Below are 19,856 nucleotides of genomic sequence, written 5' to 3'. Positions count from 1 at the left end.
GAGTATTATTTTACTCCCTTTTTCTTTTTACCTTTTTTGCTATTTTTATTAATCTCTTTTTTCAATTCTTCCCTTTGTTTTTTAAAATAATCTAAAATACTGAATAATTTCAAAATTAAAATCATGGAAATTAAAATTTTTTCAAAAATTCCAAACTTAAAAAATATTAACATTGCAATACAAATCGAAACTATCAGTACATTTATGATTAAATTAAACTTTTTACTTGCTAATATATTCATAATATCTCCTTTTTTAAAATCAGCTAAAGTATATCACTTAGAGGCTTTATTGTCAATTTAATTATATTAATGTATAATATATATATTAAACAAATTCGGAGGTTTTTATGGATAGAAATTATGTTACAAATTTATTAGAAGAATTGTTAAATATTTACAGTCCGACAGGAGATACTGAAGATGCAATTCGTTTTATGGAAGAAAAATTTAAAGAATTAAATATTCCTACAAGAAGAACAAACAAAAATGCTTTAATCGCTACAATTGAAGGAGAAGAAAAAGAGGCTATAACTTTTTCAGGACATGTTGATACATTGGGCTTAATGGTTAAAGAAATAAAATCAAACGGACGTTTAGCTTTTAGTTTAGTTGGTGGTTTTTCTCCAACAAGTGTTGAAACTGAAAATGTATTTATAAAAACTTATGACGGAAAATTAATTCCCGGAACTGCACTTTACAATGAAGCATCAGTTCACGTTTACGATACTACAACAACAGCAACACGTTCAATCAAAAATATGGAAATTAGAATTGATGAAGATGTTAAGACAGCAGAAGATGTAAAAAAACTTGGAATTTCTGTTGGCGATTTCATCTGTCTTGACCCAAGATGCAGAATTTATGAATCAGGATTTATTAAATCAAGACATTTAGATGATAAAGCTTGTATAGCGAGTATGATGGGACTTGCAAAACATATTGTAGAAAATAAAATCAAATTAAAAAATACAATTAACTTCTTCATAAGCAATTATGAAGAAATCGGACATGGCTCAAGTTTCATTCCAGAAAATACTGTTGAATTCTTCGCTGTAGATATGGCAGCTCCGGGAGTCGGACAAGAATCAGACGAAAAAGCTGTAACAATCTGTGCAATGGATTCCTCAACACCTTATGACTTAGGAATGAGAAACAAATTAAGAGCTATTGCTGAAAAAAATAATATCGATTATAGAATCGACATTTACCCACATTACGGCTCAGACGCAACGGCTGCACTAAGAGCAGGACATGATATTCGTTGTGCCTTAATCGGACCGGGAGTTGACGCAAGCCATAGCTATGAAAGAACTCATATACTAGGAATAGAAAACACATACAGATTAATGTTAGAATATTTATTAGACAGATAATTCAAAAGGCTATTGAAATCTCAATCTCAATAGCCTTTGTTTTTTATTAGTCTGCTTTTACGTCTGTCCAAATGTTGTCATACTCTTTTACAAAGTCTGATGGGTCTTTGAATACTTCCATTTTTTTGAAATATTCATCATCTATTTTGGATATTGATTTTACCAATTCATTTTCGTCGATTACTTCTTGATTTGGAACGGCGTAATATGTGTATTCCATATTTTTTTTCAAAATTTCTTTTCTGATTAAGAAATCAATTAGCTTATGTGCGTTTTCTTTATTTTTAGAATCTTTTAAAATTACCATTGAGTCAAACCAAAGGTTAGTTCCCTCTTTTGGTGTTACATATTCAAACTTTTCATCCGAATCTAAAAGTTCTGTCGCATCTCCTGAATACATAACGGCAATTCCTGCATTTTCAGCTAACATATTATCTCTTGTTTCGTCAACAAGATATGCAAGTATGGATTTTTTTTGTTCTATTAAATCTTTTTTTGCAATTTCTAATTCTTTTTTATTTCTTGAGTTCATTGAAAATCCATTTTTTAAAAGGGCAACTGCTAAGCTATCTCTTGAACTGTCTAGCATAACAATTTTATCTTTATGTTTTTCACTCCACAAATCACTCCAAGAAGTAATCTCTCCGTCAACTAAATTTTTATTATACAAAATTCCCAAAGTTCCCCAATACATAGGAACTGAATATTTTGATTCAGGGTCATATTTTTTATTCAAAAACTTTTCATCAATATTTCCATAATTTGAAATTTTGCTCTTATCAATCGGTTCAAGCATATCTTCCTTAATCATTTTTTCAATCATATAATCAGAAGGAACAACTATATCGTAATTACTTCCTCCTTGCTTTATCTTTAAGTACATATCTTCATTGGTAACAAAAGTTTCGTAATTAACTTTTATACCTGTTTCTTCTGTAAATTCATCTAAAACTTCTTTGTCGATATATTCTCCCCAGTTATACATATTTACAACATTACCTTCTCTTTTACTGCAAGAGGAAAGTAAAAAAATCATACAAAATGAGAAAAGTATTTTTAAAAATAAATTTTTTCTAATCATATAGTACACCGTCCTCGCTTTTCTTATTTATGATAAGTAAAAGAACAAGCATTGCAATAAACATTAATGTTGATAATGCATTTATTGAAGGATTGATTCCTTTTCTTGCCATAGAGTAGATTTGTGTACTCAAGTTTACAACACCATTTCCACTATTAAAATACGCAATAACGAAATCATCTAATGAAAGTGTAAACGCAAGTAAAGCACCGGCAAAAACTCCCGGCTTTATCTCTGGTAAAATCACCTTTCTTAAAGCATAAAAAGGTGTAGCACCCAAATCCATTGCAGCCTCGGGCAAAAACTTATTCATCTGTTTCATCTTAGGATAAACGGATAATATTACATAAGGCGTTGCAAGAACGATATGTGATAAAAGCAATGTTGAAAAACCATAGTCAATATTAAATACCTTATACAGTACCATAAGAGAAATAGCTATTACTATATCCGGATTTAAAACCGGAATATAGTTAAGATTTAAAACTACAAACTTTTCACTTTTTTTCATATAGTATATCCCGATAGATGCAACTGTTCCTATGAATGTTGCTATTATTGTAGTCAAAACAGCAATCAAAACTGTGTAATAAAGAGCAGATAAAACTTCTCTATCATTAAACAATTCAACATACCATTTAAATGTTACCCCAGTAAAAGAACCACGAAGTTTAGAATCATTAAATGAATATAATATAAGCACAAAAATCGGCGCATATATAAATAAAAATACTAATGAAATATAAAATTTCCTAAATTTATTTCCCATTTTCCACCTCTTTTGAATACTCTGGGTCAAACTTATTCATAACGAAAAGTGAAACTAAAATCATAACCAAAAGTACCATACTCATAGCTGACCCAAAATTCCAATTTCCTGTTACTCTAAATTGTTGTTCTATTATATTTCCTACTAAATTTTCCTTGTTTCCACCCAAAAGAGCAGATATTTCAAAAGTTGAAATCGCAGGAATAAAAACCATAGTTATCCCTGTAATAACTCCCGGCAAACTCATTGGAAAAATCAATTTTGTAAAAGTCTTCACCCTATTTGCACCTAAATCGTGAGATGCCTCAATATAGTCCTTATCAATCTTAATTAAAGTTGTATAAATAGGTAAAATCATAAAAGGTAAAAAGTTATAAACCATACCTATTAAAATTGACGTATTTGAATACATAAGATTTAATGTTGGCAACCCAAAGAATTTTAAAATAGAGTTTAAAAGACCGTTTTTACTTAAAATGCTAATCCAAGAATAAGTTCTAAGTAAAAAGTTCATCCACATTGGAATTACCACCAACAAAATCATCATATTTCTAGTTTTTAATTTAAACTTTGTTATAAAATATGAAAAAGGATAGCCGATTAAAAGACATAAGATAGTGGATAATACAGCCATTCTTAAAGACCTTAACAAAACTTTTAGATAAGTAGGATTAAAAAATCTTTGATAATGTTCCATTGAAAAAATAAAATTTTCTCCACCATAGTCAAGGGAATACTTTGCTATGAAAACTAGAGGAACAACAATAAAAATTACTAACCATACAACGTATGGATATGCAAACCTCTTAAATTTCATCTATACTTCTTTCGCTCCTTTTTTCATAATATGAATATTATCAGGTGTAACTCTAAGTCCAACCTTTGAACCAATAGGTTTGTTAATTGTTGAATGCACCATATATTCAAAGCCATCAACTTCTACTAAAATCTCGTAGTGAACGCCTTTAAAAATTTCAGATTTTACAACACCAACCAACATTCCGTTTTCTTCATCAACAAGTTCTAAATCTTCAGGACGAATTACTACATCAATTTCTTCATTTGGTAAAAATCCTTTATCAACACATTTGAATTTTCTATTTGAAAAACTAACAACAAAATCTTCATTCATAACTCCGTCTAAAATATTACTTTCACCAATGAATGATGCTATAAATGCATTTTTAGGCTCATTGTAAATATCTATCGGAGTTCCAACTTGTTGAATTTTACCGTCATTCATAACTACAATTGTATCACTCATCGTAAGAGCCTCTTCTTGGTCATGAGTTACATAAACGAATGTAATTCCAACTCTTTTTTGAATATTCTTAAGTTCAACTTGCATATCTTTTCTAAGTTGTAAATCCAAAGCACCAAGAGGTTCGTCTAAAAGTAAAACTTTAGGCTCATTTACTAAAGCTCTTGCTATTGCAATTCTTTGTTGTTGTCCACCACTTAAAGATAAAATAGACCTTTTTTCATAACCTTTTAAGTTTACAAGTCTTAACATTTCCTTTACTTTTTCATTAATAATACTTTCAGACATTTTCTTTATCCTAAGACCAAAAGCAATATTTTCATAAACATTCATATTTGGAAAAAGAGCATATTTTTGGAAAACTGTATTTATATTCCTTTCATAAGGAGGAACATTTGAAATATCTTTCCCCTCAAATAAAATTTTTCCACTTGTTGGAATTTCAAATCCTCCGATAAGTCTTAAAGTTGTAGTCTTTCCACAACCTGAAGGTCCTAAAAGAGTTAAAAACTCCTTATCTCTGATATATAAATTTATATCGTCAAGAACAATATTATCTCCAAAACTTTTATTTATATTAACTAACTCAACTGCATGATTTCCCATAAATACCTCCTAAAAACTTGGTGGATTTGTAATCCATAATACCTTAGATTCTTTTTTAGACAAATTCACTATACTTCTTTCAAATTGTCCACTTGTATAAAAACATTCACCCTCTGTTAAAACATAAACCTTAGCTCCAAGATGAAGTTCAACTTTTCCCTTCAAAACATATCCAAACTCCTCACCCTCAAAAGGCTCGTAAGTTCTTGAAAAACTTTTATTTTCATTCAAAGTTATAATTATTGGTTCCATTGCATTTTTTTGTGCATTTGGAACAATCCACTCTAATTTACTATTTCCATTTTCAAAAATTGTTTCAAAAGCATCAATTTTTTGGAAAACAAATTTTTCTTCCTTTTCTTCTTTAAAAAAGTCAGAAATATTTGTACCAAGAGCCTCCAAAACATCTTCCAAAGAACTGATTGAAGGAGAAGTAAGTCCTCTTTCAAGCTGAGAAATAAAGCCTTTTGTAAGCTCTGCTCTCTCTGCAAGTTCTTCTTGAGTAAGTCCTAAAATGGTTCTTAAATTTTTTATCTTTTCACCAATATCCATTTTTATTTCCCTCTTTTATAACACTATATTAAACAAATAATATCTCTATATTAAACAATAAATATTATATCACAAATAAATCTTTATTCAATAGATTTTTATTAAAAATTTAAAATTTTTTATAAAAATTTTAAAATATTAAACAAATTTTTTTAAATTTATTTTTTCTAATGCTATAATTAAAAATCATTATCCCCTAACACTCTCTCAATGTTTTGCAACAAAAAAAGAGCTTTGAAAACTCAAAGCTCTAATTAGATACATATTAACTTGCCTTTAAACTCACTTGTGATGTTAAAACATCAAAATAAGAATATGAAACAGTTCTTTTTTTTTGTTCCTCAGTTTCAACCTCAACAGTAAAAAATGATGTGAACACATCTTCAATTACTCCCTTAATCTCAACATATTCTTCTTTACTTCTTCTTATAGTAAGCGATACCTTTCTCCCAATGTTGTTTCCCAAAACTTTTTTAATCATTGCTAACTTTTCTTTTGTATTCATAACAGCACCGTCCTTTTATATATTATACCATAAAAAATAATTTAAGTCAAATTAATTTAAATAGATAAAATATTTGAAAAATTTTAGCAACATTTTTTTCTAAACATAATGTAAAAATTTATCCAATTTTTCATTTTCCAAAAGTAACAAAGTATATTTTAAACTTTATTGCGTGTAGGTAGTATATATTTTGTTTGTTGCTAAAGTTAGTACTAGATTGACACATTTGCTATGTAAACGGCTCAACATGACATATCAGGAGCTTTAATCATCAAAGTACTATGATGTTAAAAATTTTTTAATTCTAAAGGTAGTGTTTTTTTACTTCTTAACTAACTTTTTATCCATAACAGCATAAATCTCGTCTGAAATTTCTTCATAAAGCAAATCGTGAGCAATTAGAATTATTATGCTATTTTCTTTTTCTTCTTTAAGAAAATCTCTTAATATTACCTTTGAATCAACATCTAAATTAGCTGACGGTTCATCAAGTAGAACAATATTCTTGCCTTGCATAAATGTTCTAATCAAAAATAGTTTTTGCCCTTCTCCAAGTGAAAGATTTGCAGGGTTTGTTTTTACTTCATAATTTTCGTCCTTTGCATTAAATCTTTTTAAAAGATTTCTCATTTTTGAAAGCTCTTCTTCACTCTCTGTTTCAGACAAAATTATATTTTCTCTAACACTTCCGTTAAATAACATTGCCGGGTTATAAAGATATGAAATTTCTTCTTTTTGATTTTCTGCTATTCTAAAATATCCACACTTTTCTTTAATTTGATTTACAGAATAAACTCCTGCCAGTAAATTTAAAAGTGTAGTTTTCCCTGTTCCGTTATCTCCCTTTAGTATGTAAAGCCCATTTTTAGAAATTGTAAAATCTTCAATCTTAAATAATAACTCATCATTTGCATTTGTAATTTCAACATTTTTAACTTCTATCGGATTTTCTTGTTTTACAAAAAGTTTTGAATAATTATTTTCTTCATTTTCATAATTCAAAAAATTTCTAATTCTTTCAAAACTTGCTACAGAAGAATTTGCATTTGCCTTTAGATTTGCAATAGAAGTTATAGGAGTGTAAATCATCTGTGCGTATTGCAAAAACATAATCAAAGTTCCTATCGTAAAAATTCCTCTATGTACAAAACTTGCCCCCAAGATTAACACTATAAAAGGGCTAAGAGTTGAAATAAATTTCGGAAATTCCATATTTAAAATTAAAAATTTATGCTTTGTACCTGTAATATTCCAACGTTTTTCTGCTATATAATTAAATTTCTTAAAAAACAAGCCCCAAGCCTTAAACAACTCAATACTTGTTTTTTTATAAACAACATCTTCTTCTTGTTCAAAAATTTTGTCATTTAATTTCATCTCTTCACTTGCAAGTTTTTCCATTCGATTTTTATTAAAATAATTTCCAAGATAATAAATCGGTATTAATATAAAAGTTATTATTGCAAGTATGTAATTAATTTTTATCAGTATAAAAGCTACTAATAAAATCTTTATAGAATCCACTACTAAATCTATTTTTAAATTAATATATGTATAAACTACTGCAACATCATAATTCAAAAGATTTAAAATCTTTGCCTTATTCATACCTTCATAGTCCGGTGTATTTATCTTAGAAATCTTTTTTACAATTTCTTTTTGATAGTTCAAAACTGTTTTGTTACAAAAAATCTGATTTAGATAATCGCATAAATAACTTAGTCCATGAGAAAAAGACGCAAATAAAATTATTCCAATTATGTACAAATACAATTTTTCAGTCTTTATATTCCCTACATTATCAAGCACATACCTAAAAATATATGGAAAAACAAGAGAAATCAGATAAACTATAAGCGAAAAAGCACAAAGAAAAATCACATAAGACCTTTTCAACTTAATCGGCAAATCAAATTTAGAATTTTTCATAAAAACCTCCACAAACGTTTTTTATTGATTAGATTATACTCCAAAAACACAAAATAGTAAATAGTTTTGTATATTATATTTTGTATAATATAAATTTTAAAATACTTGGTCTTTACTAAAATTTACAACAAAAAAGAAGTATTAAAAAATACTTCTTATTGACCAATTTTTATATATTCTATTTTATTTCTTTCTAACAATTCAATTGCATATTCGTCCATTCTGTAACTATTTTCGTAATAGATTTTTGAAATTCCTGCTTGTATTAATGCTTTTGTACAGTTTAAACAAGGAAAATGTGTTACATAGCAAGTGCAACCTTTTACCTTTATTCCCTCTCTTGCACAATATAAAAGTGCATTTTGTTCTGCGTGTATTGTTGCAATACAATGTCCGTCCCTCATTGTATGTCCAACTTCATCACATTGTGGATTTCCTGAAATTGAACCGTTATATCCGGTTGAAACAATTCTGTTATCTTGATTTACCAAAACGCAACCAACATAAGCTCTGTCGCAAGTACCCCTTGTAGCAACCATTCTTGCCAAATCCATAAAATATTCTTCCCAAGGTTTTCTCATAACTTCTCCTAACCTTTCCCAAAAAGTTTTTTTTCGATTTCTTCTAATTGAAATATTGTTTTATCATCTAAAGTGTTTAGATAACTTTTGTTTTTAACTCTGTTTTTATTTTCGTATCTATTCATTTTGTTTTTTAAATTTTCATATCTGAATAGAAGTTCTTTGCTCGTTAAAACAACTCCTCCTCTTTGTGTAACGAGTTTTTGAATAAGAGTGTCATCTGTTCCAACTGAAACTAAAATCTTTCTGCCAAGCTCGTCTAATTTTTTTTCAATATATTGGTCTGCTGTTTCATTCTGTTTTGTATAGACAACTTCAATTCCTTTTATTATTTCCGAGCTTGCTTTAAAATTAATTTTATATGCATCAAAAACAAGTAGCAAATCTATTCCTGTAAGTTTTGAAAATTCTCCCATATCGTAAATTAATTCATTTCTTGCATTTTCAAAACTTAGTTTTAGAAATGGAATATATTTTTCCCAAGCGTTTAAAATATTGTAACCATCGATTATGATTAATTTTTTAGTTTTCATCTCTCTGTCTTAAAGCCTCATAAACTAAAATCGCACAGGCATTTGATGCGTTAAGGCTTGAAACTTTACCTTTCATTGGAAGTTTAGTTAAGAAGTCGCATCTTTTTCTTATAAGTTGTCCTATTCCCTTTCCTTCATTTCCAATTACTATTGCAATATTTCCTTTAAAGTCCATATCCGTATAAGTTTTTTTCGCCTCTCCACAAGCTCCGTAAATCCATATATTTTCTTTTTGTAATTTCATAATCGTATCTGCAATATTTGAAACTTTTGCTATTTTCATATGATTTATTGCTCCGGCTGAAGATTTTTGAACAACTGAGGTTACCGGTGCTTGATTTCTCTTTGAAACTATAATTCCATGAACTCCTGCTCCCTCGCAAGTACGAATTATCGCTCCAAAATTATGTGGGTCTTCGATTTCATCAAGAATTACTAAAAACAAATCTTCGTTTTTATCTCTTGCACTTTGTAAAATTTCTTCAACACTTGAATAGTCGAAACTTGAAACTAAAGCGCAAACTCCTTGATGAACAACTCCCTCTGACATATTTTCCAATTTATATTTATCAATTTCTGAAATTAATATTCCATTTGCTTTTGCTTTTCCAATTATTTTATTTATAGAGCCTTTTAAATCTCCCTTTAAGATATAAATCTTTTCTACTTTTCTATCACTTTCCAATGCCTCTAAAACAGCATTTCTTCCAAATATATAATCGCTCATACTACACCCTTTTCCAAACGACACCATTTCTAGTATCTTTTAATTCAATATTCATTTCTTTTAAAATATCACGAATTTCATCTGCTCTTTTAAAATCTTTATCTTTTCTGGCTTGTTGTCTTTCTTCAATTAACTTTTCAACTTTTTCATCTAAGTTATCATCTTCCTCTTTATATAAAAGTCCTAAGATTGACGCAAAGTCTGAAAGTAATTTAAATGCTCCTCTAACTACTTTCAAATCCGTATTTTCATCAAAAGTATTTGTATAACGAATAAGTTCAAAAATTTTAGAAATTGCATCTGATGTATTCAAATCATCGTCCATACAATTTAAAAATTCATTTTTAAGCTCAACTAACTTAGAAATATCTCCGTCTTCTTTTTCTTCACAAATTTCCAAGAGTCTTTCGATATGTTCTTTTCCATTATACATTCTTTCAAGACCGTTTTTAGTTTGCTCCATAACTTCTCTACTAAAATTAAGTGGATTTCTGTAATGAGTTGAAAGAATCCAAAGTCTTACAACTTCAAGAGAAAATTCTTTTTGAATTTCCTTTATCGTAAAGAAATTGCCCTTTGACTTACTCATCTTTACATTATCAACATTTATCATTCCGTTATGCATCCAGTAGTTAGCAAAAGTTTTGCCATTACAACATTCTGATTGTGCTATTTCATTTTCGTGATGAGGAAATTGTAAATCTTCTCCACCTGCATGAATATCAATAGTATCGGCAAGTAATTTTTTCGCCATAACCGAACATTCCAAATGCCAACCCGGTCTACCAAGGCCCCATGGACTTTCCCAAGCAGGTTCACTTTCTTCTTTACGTTTTTTCCAAAGTGCAAAGTCTAGTGGATTTCTCTTTTCATCAGAAATATCTATTCTTGCTCCAGCTCTTAAATCGTCAATATTTTTTCTTGATAATTTTCCATAATCTTTTACTTTTGTAATGTCAAAATAAACATTACCGTCAACATTATAAGCAATGTCTTTTTCTTCAAGAGTTTTTATAAATTCAATCATATCTTCGATACATTCAGTAGCTCTTGGGTGAATAGTATGACTTTCAAACAAGTTTAAAGCAATACTATCTTCAAGGTATGCATCAATATATTTTTTTGTAACATCTGTAAATGCAATATTTTCTTCCCTAGCTTTATTTATAATCTTATCGTCAATATCTGTAAAGTTGCTAACAAATTTAACGTCATATCCAAGATATAACAAATATCTTCTAAGAGTATCATAAACAATCATCGGTCTTGCATTTCCAATGTGAATATAGTTATAAACCGTTGGACCACAAACATAAATCAACGCTTTATTCGGATTAATCGGTTTAAAATCTTCTTTTTTTCTAGTTAATGTATTATAAATTTTCATTTCACACCTCTGTTTAAATATTATAAAAAATCGCCCCTTGAAAAACAAGAGACGAAAAAATTCCGCGGTTCCACTCTATATTGAAAACTCCACTTAAATTGCTATAAAGTCGCAAACAATATACTCCAAGGGTGCACCTTCAACACGATGTCTTTCACCACATAACACCTCTCTAAAAACCGTTGTTTCTCTCCCTCTTCAATGTATATATTCTATTGTTAATAGAATACTAAATTATTCAAAAAAAGTCAATAATTTAAGTTTAATTTTTCCTAATCATTTCTTCTTTTATCTTCAATAGCAAGTCAACTCTATCTGTTATAATTCCGTCAACTTTTTTATCTATCAACATTCTCATTTCTTCTTCTGTATCTATTGTCCAATAACAAACAGCCATATTATGTCTATGAATTTTGTAAATTAAATATTTTGTATCCAAAGGAAGTTTTTCAAATCTTGGAATCATCATTGCATGAGTATTAAACTTTTTAAAACCGTCATATCCAAAATATGAAGAATAAACAACCTCTTTAGTCTTTTCCATAGAGCCTGAAATGATTATTTCTCCATGACTGATTTTTCTTAAATGTTTAAGATTTTCTTCATTAAAGCTGGCGAAAATTACATTTTTCTCTAACTTATATTCCTTAACAAATTTATATAAAAGCTCTGCTGACTTTATTCCGTTTTCTCCGTCATCTTTAATGTCGATACTATAAACAACATTATCTCCAAACTTTCTAAAAAAATCCGAAACTTCCATTGGATAAAGACCGTTAACTCTATTTTCAACATAAGGAGCATTTCCGTTAATATCTTTAAATCTGTAACCAAAATTAAATTCTTTTAATTCATCATAAGTATAGTCAATTACTTTTCCTGTTCCGTCAGTCGTTTCATCAATATCTTCATTATGTTGAGTAATTATCTTGCCGTCCTTTGTAAGTCTTATATCCGTTTCAAAAGCATCAACTCCCATAGCAAAAGAATTTACAAAAGCAAGTTCAGTATTCTCAGGAAATAAATCGCTTGACCCTCTATGTGCAAATACAAGAGGAAATTTTCCGTTTCTAAAAACTTTTCTAGCCTTTCTTTCCTTTTTAAAAGTAAATACTTGTAAAAATAAATAAATTACTAAAATTAAAAATAAAACACTCCATAAAAATAAATTCATAAAAACCTCCTTAAAACGATTTTTTTGTATATAGTAATTATATCATATTTTTCTATTATGTGATATAATTATTATGACTTAGTTTTAATTAAAATTATTAAACGGAGGTGGTATTTATGTTAGAAGATTTTTTTGGAGATAAAAAATATTTTCTAAGAACTATTTTTTATATTCTCCTTGGCGACTTGATTTGCTCTTTCGCCGTTGTTAAACTTTTAGTTCCAGCAGGACTACTTTCAGGAGGTCTCGGTGGTATCGGACTTATGATTGAATATTTGACAGGCATACCTACCGGTATTTCAGTTTTCATCTTAAATTTACCGATGATGATTGTTGGAGCATTCTTTTTAAATAAAAAATTTATGACCTACGCATTTTTATCTACTTTTATCTATTCTTTCATACTGGTTGCTATGCGTCATATTCCATTGGATTTTAAACTTAACAATAATATGTTGTATGCAATTTTTGGTGGCTTTGTAAATGGTGTTGGAATGGGGATTTTATTCAAACATGGCGCTTGCCAAGGTGGACTTGATATTCTTGCAACTATTTTTAAAACAAAACTAAATGTAAATATCGGTTCATCACTAATGGCAATAAATGCAATTATAATTGGAATAGCATCATATATCTTCAGTCTTGAAAGAGGACTTTTGACTATCGTGTCAATGTATGTTGCATATAAAATGTTAGATAAAATTCAAATGGGTTTTGGAGATACAAAACAAATTATGATTGTAACCTCAAAGCAAAGAGAAGTTACAGATAGAATCTTATCAGATTTACATAGAGGTGTTACACTTCTTCATGGAGAGGGTGCATTTACACATAAACAACAAAATGTAGTATATTGTATCGTTAGTACAAGACAAGTTGTAACTATTAAAAAAATACTGGACGAAGTTGACCCGACTGCGTTTTTAATAATATCAGAGGCCTATGAAGTAAAAGGTCGTGGATTTAAAGCACAAGAAATTTAGGAGGATTTTATTTTGAAAAAGATTTTAACATTTAATGAACTTAAAGAAATAGCAAAAAAAATAGCAATGGATGACGACAGAGTTGAAAAACTATACATAGAACAACTTGAAACACAAAGCATGTCCAGCGATGTAAACTTTTTTAATATCTTGTATTTAGTAAAAGATTTATCATTTGACGATACAGCACTTGAATTTATTCAATGTTTCGGCGATGTACTAACTATGTTTGAAAATACTGAAAATGAAAAAGTAATAGAATACAAAATAATTTACGAAAACTTTACACAAGGAATTTTTAGAATTATATCAAAAAAAGATATTGAAACTTTAAAAGACCTTGAAGAAAAATATATTTGTGTACTTAACAAAGATGAAAATCAAAAAGCAGGCATATATATTGAAAAAAATATTCATAAAATCACAGAAGATGAATTTTTAGAAAATACTTGTTCATTTTTCTGGAATGTTTTAAAATTCGGAAACAAATTATGCTCAAAAGAAATTTTAAATATCGCTGAAGAATACAGAGAAATCTTAGCTCTATTAGATGAACATTTAAAACATTATGTACTATCTGAAAACAAATATATTATAGACCTTGGAAAAGAAAATAAGTTGGTATTCAATTATGTAGAAACAGAAATTTTTGAAAAATATCTAACTTGCTACTCAAAACTAGAGTTAGATTCACTTTGGGTCGCACTATTCAATATCTGCGGACTATTTAGACGACTTTCACTACAAATAGCAATAAACCTAAGATTTGAATACGCAAAAGAATTAGATAGAGATACAGTAACACATTTAAGAGAGTTAAAACAAAAAGCAAACAATAGATAGAACAACAAAAGTGCATCTTTCGATGCACTTTTTATATCTAAATATTTAATTTTAGTTTTAGCAAAATCCAAATTTCTTTACACTTGAACTTCAATTTTAGTTTTTGTAAATTTATCAAGTCAATACCTTTAGCATACTTTAAGCTAATTACCGATATATTTTATTCTATCAACAACCCTCTACTTTCATATTCTATACATACATTATTTATGATAAATCTACAACCACAACTGTTTGTAATATCTTTTGTGCCTATATTACTTCACATTGTATCCTGTGTAATTCATATTCAACTAATCTTTTTTGTTTAATACTACCCTTATAAACAATCACCTTCAAATATTGAAATACTTAAAAATCTTTCATTTTAAAATATTTTTATATTCTATCTACATATTAGTTCTATCATCATACAACTTAACACAGTGATTTTTTAGATTAGTTTTTCTTTTTTGTTTCTAACTTTAAAATTACACTTTACCAATCTATCTGTTCACAAAATCTATTAACTGTTTTTTAAGTTGCTGGAATCGTAAGTTTTTACTAAAAACAAACTATTCAGCAACTCTTGCGAAATTGTTTTTAATATTTTCATTGGTCTTACCTCCAGTTTCAAACTATTTAACGCGTTATCTTGTTTGTTGTATATATTATACCCCATTAATTTAAATTTGTCAACACTTTATTGTGATTTTTTTTTAATTTTTTTCACTTTTTTTACATTTTTTTGAAAATTTTTAGAATATTTTCGTTTTTTATGTTTTTTTCTTATTTTTTTAATTAATTTTTTACAATAAAAAAGCAGTTTAAAAGTTTTAGACTAACTCCAATACTGCTTTGTTTTTTTATTTATTAGTAAATAATACCACAATTGCTAAAATGGATAATATTATTGTTACTAATAAAAGTAATAATATTTTTTTGTTAGAAATTTTATTATTATCATCTTTATTTAGAAAACTATTAAGTCCAAATGTAAAAATATTTAATAATAACAATGCATGCAATAAGCTTCTTCCTTCATCATAACCAATTTTCCCAGAAATACTTAATATAAAGAAAATAGCTAGTAAAATATTAATTACAATAGCAGCAATAATATTTAATTTTTTAAAATTCATAATTCGCTCCTTTCATTTTTGAAGAAATTTATATTATTTGTATTATTCATCATTTATATTTTTTTACTTTATTTTTTTACTAAATTCATTATCCAATATAAAAAATATTTGTAACTTTTTGTAAACTCTTTATTTTCCTTATTATCTTAAATTTTTTCTTTCCAACTCCAAAAGTTTTTGTTTTATTTCTAATCCTTCAGCATAACCAACAAGTTTTCCATTACTTCCTATCACTCTATGACAGGGAATTAAAATCGGCAATTTGTTTCTATTATTCGCTCCACCAACAGCTCTTTGTGATTTCTCATTTCCGATTTTTTTAGCTATATCTTTGTAACTGCAAGTCTTTCCATAAGGAATTTCCATTAAAGCCTTATAAACTTTAATAGAAAACTCTGTTCCATTTAGTTCAAAAGGAAATGTAAAATTTTTTCTTTTCCCACAAAAATATTCTTCCAATTCTTTTTTAGCAAGTTTTAAAATTTCAGTTTTGGGATTAATATTTTTTTCATTCTTTACAAATTTAATCTCAATTACTTTATTTTCTTCTTCAATTATTTTTATCTTTCCAACTAAAGAATCAAAAACTGTATAATTCATAAATTCTCCTATTTATTTAAGTTTAAAGCTATATATAATTTTTTAAATAATAAATTCAACAAATACGAACTTATTATTGTTAATCCAAATAGAGTTAGAAGATAAACTATATCTACTTTTAAATATAGAGCTAATATTCTCATAACAAGTCCATGAATCATATACATTTCAAAAGAAATCTTTCCTAAAAAAGATAATACTCTATTTCTTATCAAAACAAATTTAGAATAGACCTTACTACTTTCTGCAATGAAATTCACATTGTATTTCCCAATGGATTTTGTTTTTTTATAGTAAAAACTTTTATGAATTACAAGTTCTCTAAAATTGATCTTCTTTGAAATTAATAATATCATGATTATAAAATTCAAACAAAGAATATTTTGAATAATTGCATAATTAGAATATATTCCCATCTTTGAAAACATATTAATAATATTATACTCTCTATTATTGGCTATATAGAATGACCAAATAGATATAATCAACAGTATTTTATAAAAATGAGTACTTAACACTCTTTTAATTTTTTCTTCAAATATTTCAAAATACATTCCAAATATCATACCTATCATACTGTTATACCACCAAATTCCAAAGCCTATTCTTTTTAAAACAAAGATATAAACAAATATCAAAAATGAGAAAATAAGATATGATATTTTTATATTTTTGAAAAATTTAAAACTAAAGTAAAATATTAGATATATTACTAATATGGAATTTAGATACCAACCATTATTTATTATAGATGATCCACTTTTATATACATTAATTATTGAACTTATAGTATATGCTTTATGGAAAATCAAAATATTTAAAACTATATAAATAATAGTTACTATAAATATTGGTAATAACAATTTAAAAAATCTCTTTTTAAAAAATCCTTTTAAATATTTTTCTCTATTAAGATTTACCTGTTTAGTCATTCCATAAGCAGAAATAAAGAAAAATACACTAACAGCATACATTCCAAAATTTGCAAAGTAATGAATTATTGGTAAATTATTTTCCACTTGCGAAACATGATGTAAAATTACTATAATCGAAAAAATTCCTTTAAACACTAAAGTATCTTCCTTAGACATCAAGTCATAATCTCTATTTGGTATAAACATAATTATAAAAGGTAAAATTAAAAAAATTATTTTAATCATAAATCCTCCATTTTTATAAAAAAGAGATAAATTTCATCTCTTAATTAATCAACTACAAAAATTCCTCCATTTAGCTCTTTTATAAATCCCTTAAGTTCCAATGCAGTTAAAATTGTATTTGTTTCTATAATTGAAAAACCTGTTATTGTTGAAATTTTATTTTGAGATTTCGGCTCTTCATTAATTAAATTATAAATCAAAAGTTCTTTTGCATCTAAAATATCCAAATCTTTTTCTTTTTTATTTTTATTTAAAATAAATTCCGAAAAATCCATAACACCGTCTATAATATCCTGATAATTCGTAGCAATCAACGCCCCGTCTTTTATCAATTTATTCGTTCCTTTGCTGTATAGACTGTTTATATTTCCAGGAAGTGCAAAAATTTCTTTTGACTGTTCATTTGCAAATCTTGCAGTTATAAGTGTTCCTGAGCGTTCTTGTGCCTCTATTACAAGCAAGGCTTTTGAAAGTCCTGAAATAATTCTGTTTCTAACCGGAAAATTATGTGCAAGTGGTGGCATTCCAACAGGAAACTCACTCATCACTGCACCATTTTCTATAATTTCATCATACAATCTGTAATTAGTTTTAGGATAAGCTATATCAACCCCACAACCTAAAACGGCTATCGTTCTTCCACCTGATTTTAAAGCAGCTCTATGTGAAATTGAATCAATACCTAAAGCCATTCCTGATACAATTCTTATCCCAAGTTCTGAAATGGATTTTGAAAAATATTCCGTTGCCCAAGCACCATAATTCGTACACTTTCTTGATCCTACAACGGAAAGTGCAAATTCATCTTCAGGTAAAATATCTCCCTTATAGTAAATAACTTGAGGAATGTATTCAATATCCCTTAAATTAATTGGATAATCTTCACTTAAAATACTTACATATTTAACTTTCTTTTTCTCTAAAAAATCTCTATAAGCATCTGAATTAAATTTTTCTCTCTCTTCAACTAATTTTTCAATATTATTTTTAGTTAAAAGCTTATTTTCTTTAAAATATTTTTCAGATAAATCAAAAATATTTTCAATATGTTCCAAAGTAAAATGATTTAGTAATTCATCTTTAATTTTATAATCAAAATTTAAAAAACTCAAAAACAGTAAAGCATCTTCATTTTTCATAACTAACTCCAATATTTATTACTCAAACTTCTATATCTGATAGCCTCTAACAAATGTTCTTCCTTGATTTCTTCACTTCCGTCCAAGTCTGCTATAGTTCTTGTCAATTTTAAAATTTTATTGAAAGACCTTGCTGAAAATTTGAACTTTTTAAAAGCAAATTCAATTATTTTTTCAAGTTTTTCATCAAGTACAATATATTTCTTTATCTGTCTTGCAGAAAGACTTGCATTATTATAAATTTTTTCGTTTTTATATCTTTTAAGTTGAATTTCTCTAGCTTTTTCAACTCTTTTTCTAATATCAAAAGAAGTTTCTAAAACTTCCTTTGAAGATAAATCATCATATTTTACAGGCTCAACTTCAACTTGAATATCAATTCTATCAAGTATTGGCCCTGAAATTTTACTTAAATATCTCTGTATCTGTAACTGTGAACAAGTACATTTTTCAGTTTGTGAGCCATAGTTCCCACAAGGACAAGGGTTTAAAGCACAAACCGTTACAAAGTTTGAATAATATGTTATTGATGAATTAACACGAGAAATTGTAACTTTTCCGTCCTCCATCGGCTGTCTTAAAACTTCAATAGCTTGTTTTGAAAACTCAGGAAATTCATCTAAAAACAAAACTCCGTTATGTGCAAGTGAAACTTCTCCCGGTTTTGGAATTTTTCCACCACCAACAAGTGAAATCGGACTGCTTGTATGGTGTGGAGAACGGAAAGGTCTTTGTGTAATCAACTTATTATTTTTAAGTTTTCCTGCAACCGAATATATCTTAGTACATTCAATACACTCATCAAAAGTAAGTTTTGGTAAAATTGTTGGCAATCTCTTTGCAATCATAGTTTTTCCACTTCCGGGTGGCCCAACCATTAACAAATTATGTCCACCTGCTGCAGAAATCTCCATTGCTCTTTTTAAATTTTCCTGACCTTTTATATCCGAAAAGTCTATATCATATTTTACTTCTTCATCTAAATTTACATTAATAATTTCTTCTTTTTTTATTTCAGTAATTCCATTTAAACAATCAACTAATTCCTTTAAATGTGAAACAGGATAAATTTCAATTCCCTGAACGATATTTACCTCATCTTTTATAGTTTGTGGAATAAAAAACTTTTTAAAACCAAGCTCTTTTAATGAAATAATCATCGGTAAAGCTCCATCAAAAGTTATAATTCTTCCGTCAAGAGAAAGTTCTCCTAAAAAAATTGTCTTTTCATCAGGTAAATATTCAATCACACCAATAGCAAGCAATAAACTCACAGCTATTGCCAAATCCATTTGTGAGCCGTCTTTTTTCAAATTTGCAGGAGCCAGATTAATCGTAATCCGACCCGGTGGAAGAAAATATCCACTATTTGAAATCGCAGACTTAACTCTTTCCTTTGATTCCCTTATTGACAAATCAGGAAGTCCAACGATATTAAAAGCCTGAAGTCCGGTTGATAAATCAGCCTCTACATCAATATCATAACCATTCAATCCATTTAACACACAAGTCTTAGTCTTAGAATACATA

Annotated in this window: 21 protein-coding genes; 3 read left to right on the top strand and 18 right to left on the bottom strand. The window is 27.8% G+C overall.

All coding sequences use genetic code 11. The annotated features are described in order from the left end of the window. Positions 1-5: 5 nt before the first annotated feature. On the bottom strand, positions 6-242 hold the full coding sequence (locus ACKTSI_RS01775; protein ID WP_068472690.1) for a hypothetical protein: 237 nt from the start codon (positions 240-242) through the stop codon (positions 6-8). 107 nt (positions 243-349) lie between these two features. Between ACKTSI_RS01775 and ACKTSI_RS01770 the strand changes: the two genes are divergently transcribed. After that, positions 350-1,375: a M42 family metallopeptidase gene (locus ACKTSI_RS01770; protein ID WP_407862972.1), complete on the top strand. Its 1,026-nt coding sequence runs from the start codon at positions 350-352 to the stop codon at positions 1,373-1,375. Between the two features lie 46 nt (positions 1,376-1,421). Here ACKTSI_RS01770 and ACKTSI_RS01765 read toward each other — a convergent pair whose 3' ends face one another. The 12 genes from ACKTSI_RS01765 to ACKTSI_RS01710 form a co-directional block, all read right to left on the bottom strand. Next, positions 1,422-2,456 (bottom strand): PotD/PotF family extracellular solute-binding protein, encoded by a 1,035-nt coding sequence (locus ACKTSI_RS01765; RefSeq protein WP_407862971.1) that lies wholly within the window; start codon positions 2,454-2,456, stop codon positions 1,422-1,424. Further along, the gene (locus ACKTSI_RS01760; RefSeq protein WP_068472693.1) at positions 2,449-3,225 is read right to left on the bottom strand and encodes an ABC transporter permease; all 777 of its coding nucleotides are present in this window, start codon (positions 3,223-3,225) and stop codon (positions 2,449-2,451) included. The genes ACKTSI_RS01765 and ACKTSI_RS01760 overlap by 8 nt, the downstream gene beginning before the upstream one ends. Next, positions 3,215-4,042 (bottom strand): ABC transporter permease, encoded by an 828-nt coding sequence (locus tag ACKTSI_RS01755; RefSeq protein WP_068472695.1) that lies wholly within the window; start codon positions 4,040-4,042, stop codon positions 3,215-3,217. Before ACKTSI_RS01755 ends, ACKTSI_RS01760 begins: the two co-directional genes overlap by 11 nt. Then, a complete protein-coding gene (gene potA / locus ACKTSI_RS01750) occupies positions 4,043-5,092 on the bottom strand; it encodes a spermidine/putrescine ABC transporter ATP-binding protein (protein WP_068472697.1) in 1,050 nt (349 codons plus the stop codon). A 9-nt stretch (positions 5,093-5,101) separates the two neighbouring features. Continuing rightward, positions 5,102-5,644, bottom strand: coding sequence for a helix-turn-helix domain-containing protein (locus ACKTSI_RS01745; protein ID WP_201275302.1), 543 nt, complete (start codon positions 5,642-5,644; stop codon positions 5,102-5,104). Positions 5,645-5,909: 265 nt separating this feature from the next. Further along, positions 5,910-6,149: a Veg family protein gene (locus tag ACKTSI_RS01740; RefSeq protein WP_068472702.1), complete on the bottom strand. Its 240-nt coding sequence runs from the start codon at positions 6,147-6,149 to the stop codon at positions 5,910-5,912. 321 nt (positions 6,150-6,470) lie between these two features. Continuing rightward, a complete protein-coding gene (locus tag ACKTSI_RS01735) occupies positions 6,471-8,078 on the bottom strand; it encodes an ABC transporter transmembrane domain-containing protein (protein ID WP_407862970.1) in 1,608 nt (535 codons plus the stop codon). 155 nt (positions 8,079-8,233) lie between these two features. Further along, positions 8,234-8,659 (bottom strand): cytidine/deoxycytidylate deaminase family protein, encoded by a 426-nt coding sequence (locus tag ACKTSI_RS01730; RefSeq protein WP_308578025.1) that lies wholly within the window; start codon positions 8,657-8,659, stop codon positions 8,234-8,236. Between the two features lie 8 nt (positions 8,660-8,667). Continuing rightward, the gene (locus ACKTSI_RS01725; protein WP_082713876.1) at positions 8,668-9,192 is read right to left on the bottom strand and encodes an NYN domain-containing protein; all 525 of its coding nucleotides are present in this window, start codon (positions 9,190-9,192) and stop codon (positions 8,668-8,670) included. Further along, on the bottom strand, positions 9,182-9,919 hold the full coding sequence (rlmB, locus tag ACKTSI_RS01720) for a 23S rRNA (guanosine(2251)-2'-O)-methyltransferase RlmB (RefSeq protein ID WP_407862969.1): 738 nt from the start codon (positions 9,917-9,919) through the stop codon (positions 9,182-9,184). Before rlmB ends, ACKTSI_RS01725 begins: the two co-directional genes overlap by 11 nt. 1 nt (position 9,920) lies before the next feature. Then, the gene (gene cysS, locus ACKTSI_RS01715; RefSeq protein ID WP_068472710.1) at positions 9,921-11,306 is read right to left on the bottom strand and encodes a cysteine--tRNA ligase; all 1,386 of its coding nucleotides are present in this window, start codon (positions 11,304-11,306) and stop codon (positions 9,921-9,923) included. 262 nt (positions 11,307-11,568) lie between these two features. Continuing rightward, the gene (locus tag ACKTSI_RS01710; RefSeq protein ID WP_407862968.1) at positions 11,569-12,480 is read right to left on the bottom strand and encodes a glycerophosphodiester phosphodiesterase; all 912 of its coding nucleotides are present in this window, start codon (positions 12,478-12,480) and stop codon (positions 11,569-11,571) included. 116 nt (positions 12,481-12,596) lie between these two features. Between ACKTSI_RS01710 and ACKTSI_RS01705 the strand changes: the two genes are divergently transcribed. Then, positions 12,597-13,463: a YitT family protein gene (locus tag ACKTSI_RS01705; RefSeq protein WP_407862967.1), complete on the top strand. Its 867-nt coding sequence runs from the start codon at positions 12,597-12,599 to the stop codon at positions 13,461-13,463. A gap of 12 nt (positions 13,464-13,475) precedes the next feature. Further along, a complete protein-coding gene (locus ACKTSI_RS01700; RefSeq protein WP_082713877.1) occupies positions 13,476-14,306 on the top strand; it encodes an aminoglycoside 6-adenylyltransferase in 831 nt (276 codons plus the stop codon). Positions 14,307-15,151: 845 nt separating this feature from the next. On the opposite strand, the gene ACKTSI_RS01695 is transcribed toward ACKTSI_RS01700, so the two are convergent. From ACKTSI_RS01695 to ACKTSI_RS01675, 5 genes are all read right to left on the bottom strand, one after another. After that, a complete protein-coding gene (locus tag ACKTSI_RS01695) occupies positions 15,152-15,427 on the bottom strand; it encodes a hypothetical protein (protein ID WP_068472718.1) in 276 nt (91 codons plus the stop codon). Between the two features lie 141 nt (positions 15,428-15,568). Then, positions 15,569-16,027: a methylated-DNA--[protein]-cysteine S-methyltransferase gene (locus tag ACKTSI_RS01690; RefSeq protein WP_407862966.1), complete on the bottom strand. Its 459-nt coding sequence runs from the start codon at positions 16,025-16,027 to the stop codon at positions 15,569-15,571. A gap of 8 nt (positions 16,028-16,035) precedes the next feature. After that, the gene (locus tag ACKTSI_RS01685; RefSeq protein ID WP_068472720.1) at positions 16,036-17,187 is read right to left on the bottom strand and encodes an acyltransferase family protein; all 1,152 of its coding nucleotides are present in this window, start codon (positions 17,185-17,187) and stop codon (positions 16,036-16,038) included. Between the two features lie 44 nt (positions 17,188-17,231). After that, positions 17,232-18,326, bottom strand: a complete 1,095-nt coding sequence (gene dprA, locus ACKTSI_RS01680) for a DNA-processing protein DprA (RefSeq protein ID WP_407862965.1) — start codon at positions 18,324-18,326, stop codon at positions 17,232-17,234. 2 nt (positions 18,327-18,328) lie between these two features. After that, the gene (locus ACKTSI_RS01675) at positions 18,329-19,855 is read right to left on the bottom strand and encodes a YifB family Mg chelatase-like AAA ATPase (RefSeq protein WP_068472722.1); all 1,527 of its coding nucleotides are present in this window, start codon (positions 19,853-19,855) and stop codon (positions 18,329-18,331) included. Position 19,856: the final 1 nt, after the last annotated feature.

This window comes from Parvimonas parva (assembly GCF_045866535.1).
In the GTDB taxonomy this organism is placed as follows: domain Bacteria; phylum Bacillota; class Clostridia; order Tissierellales; family Peptoniphilaceae; genus Parvimonas; species Parvimonas parva.
Note: the sequence above shows the minus strand (reverse complement) of the source record. Positions and strands in the feature narration are given on the sequence as shown.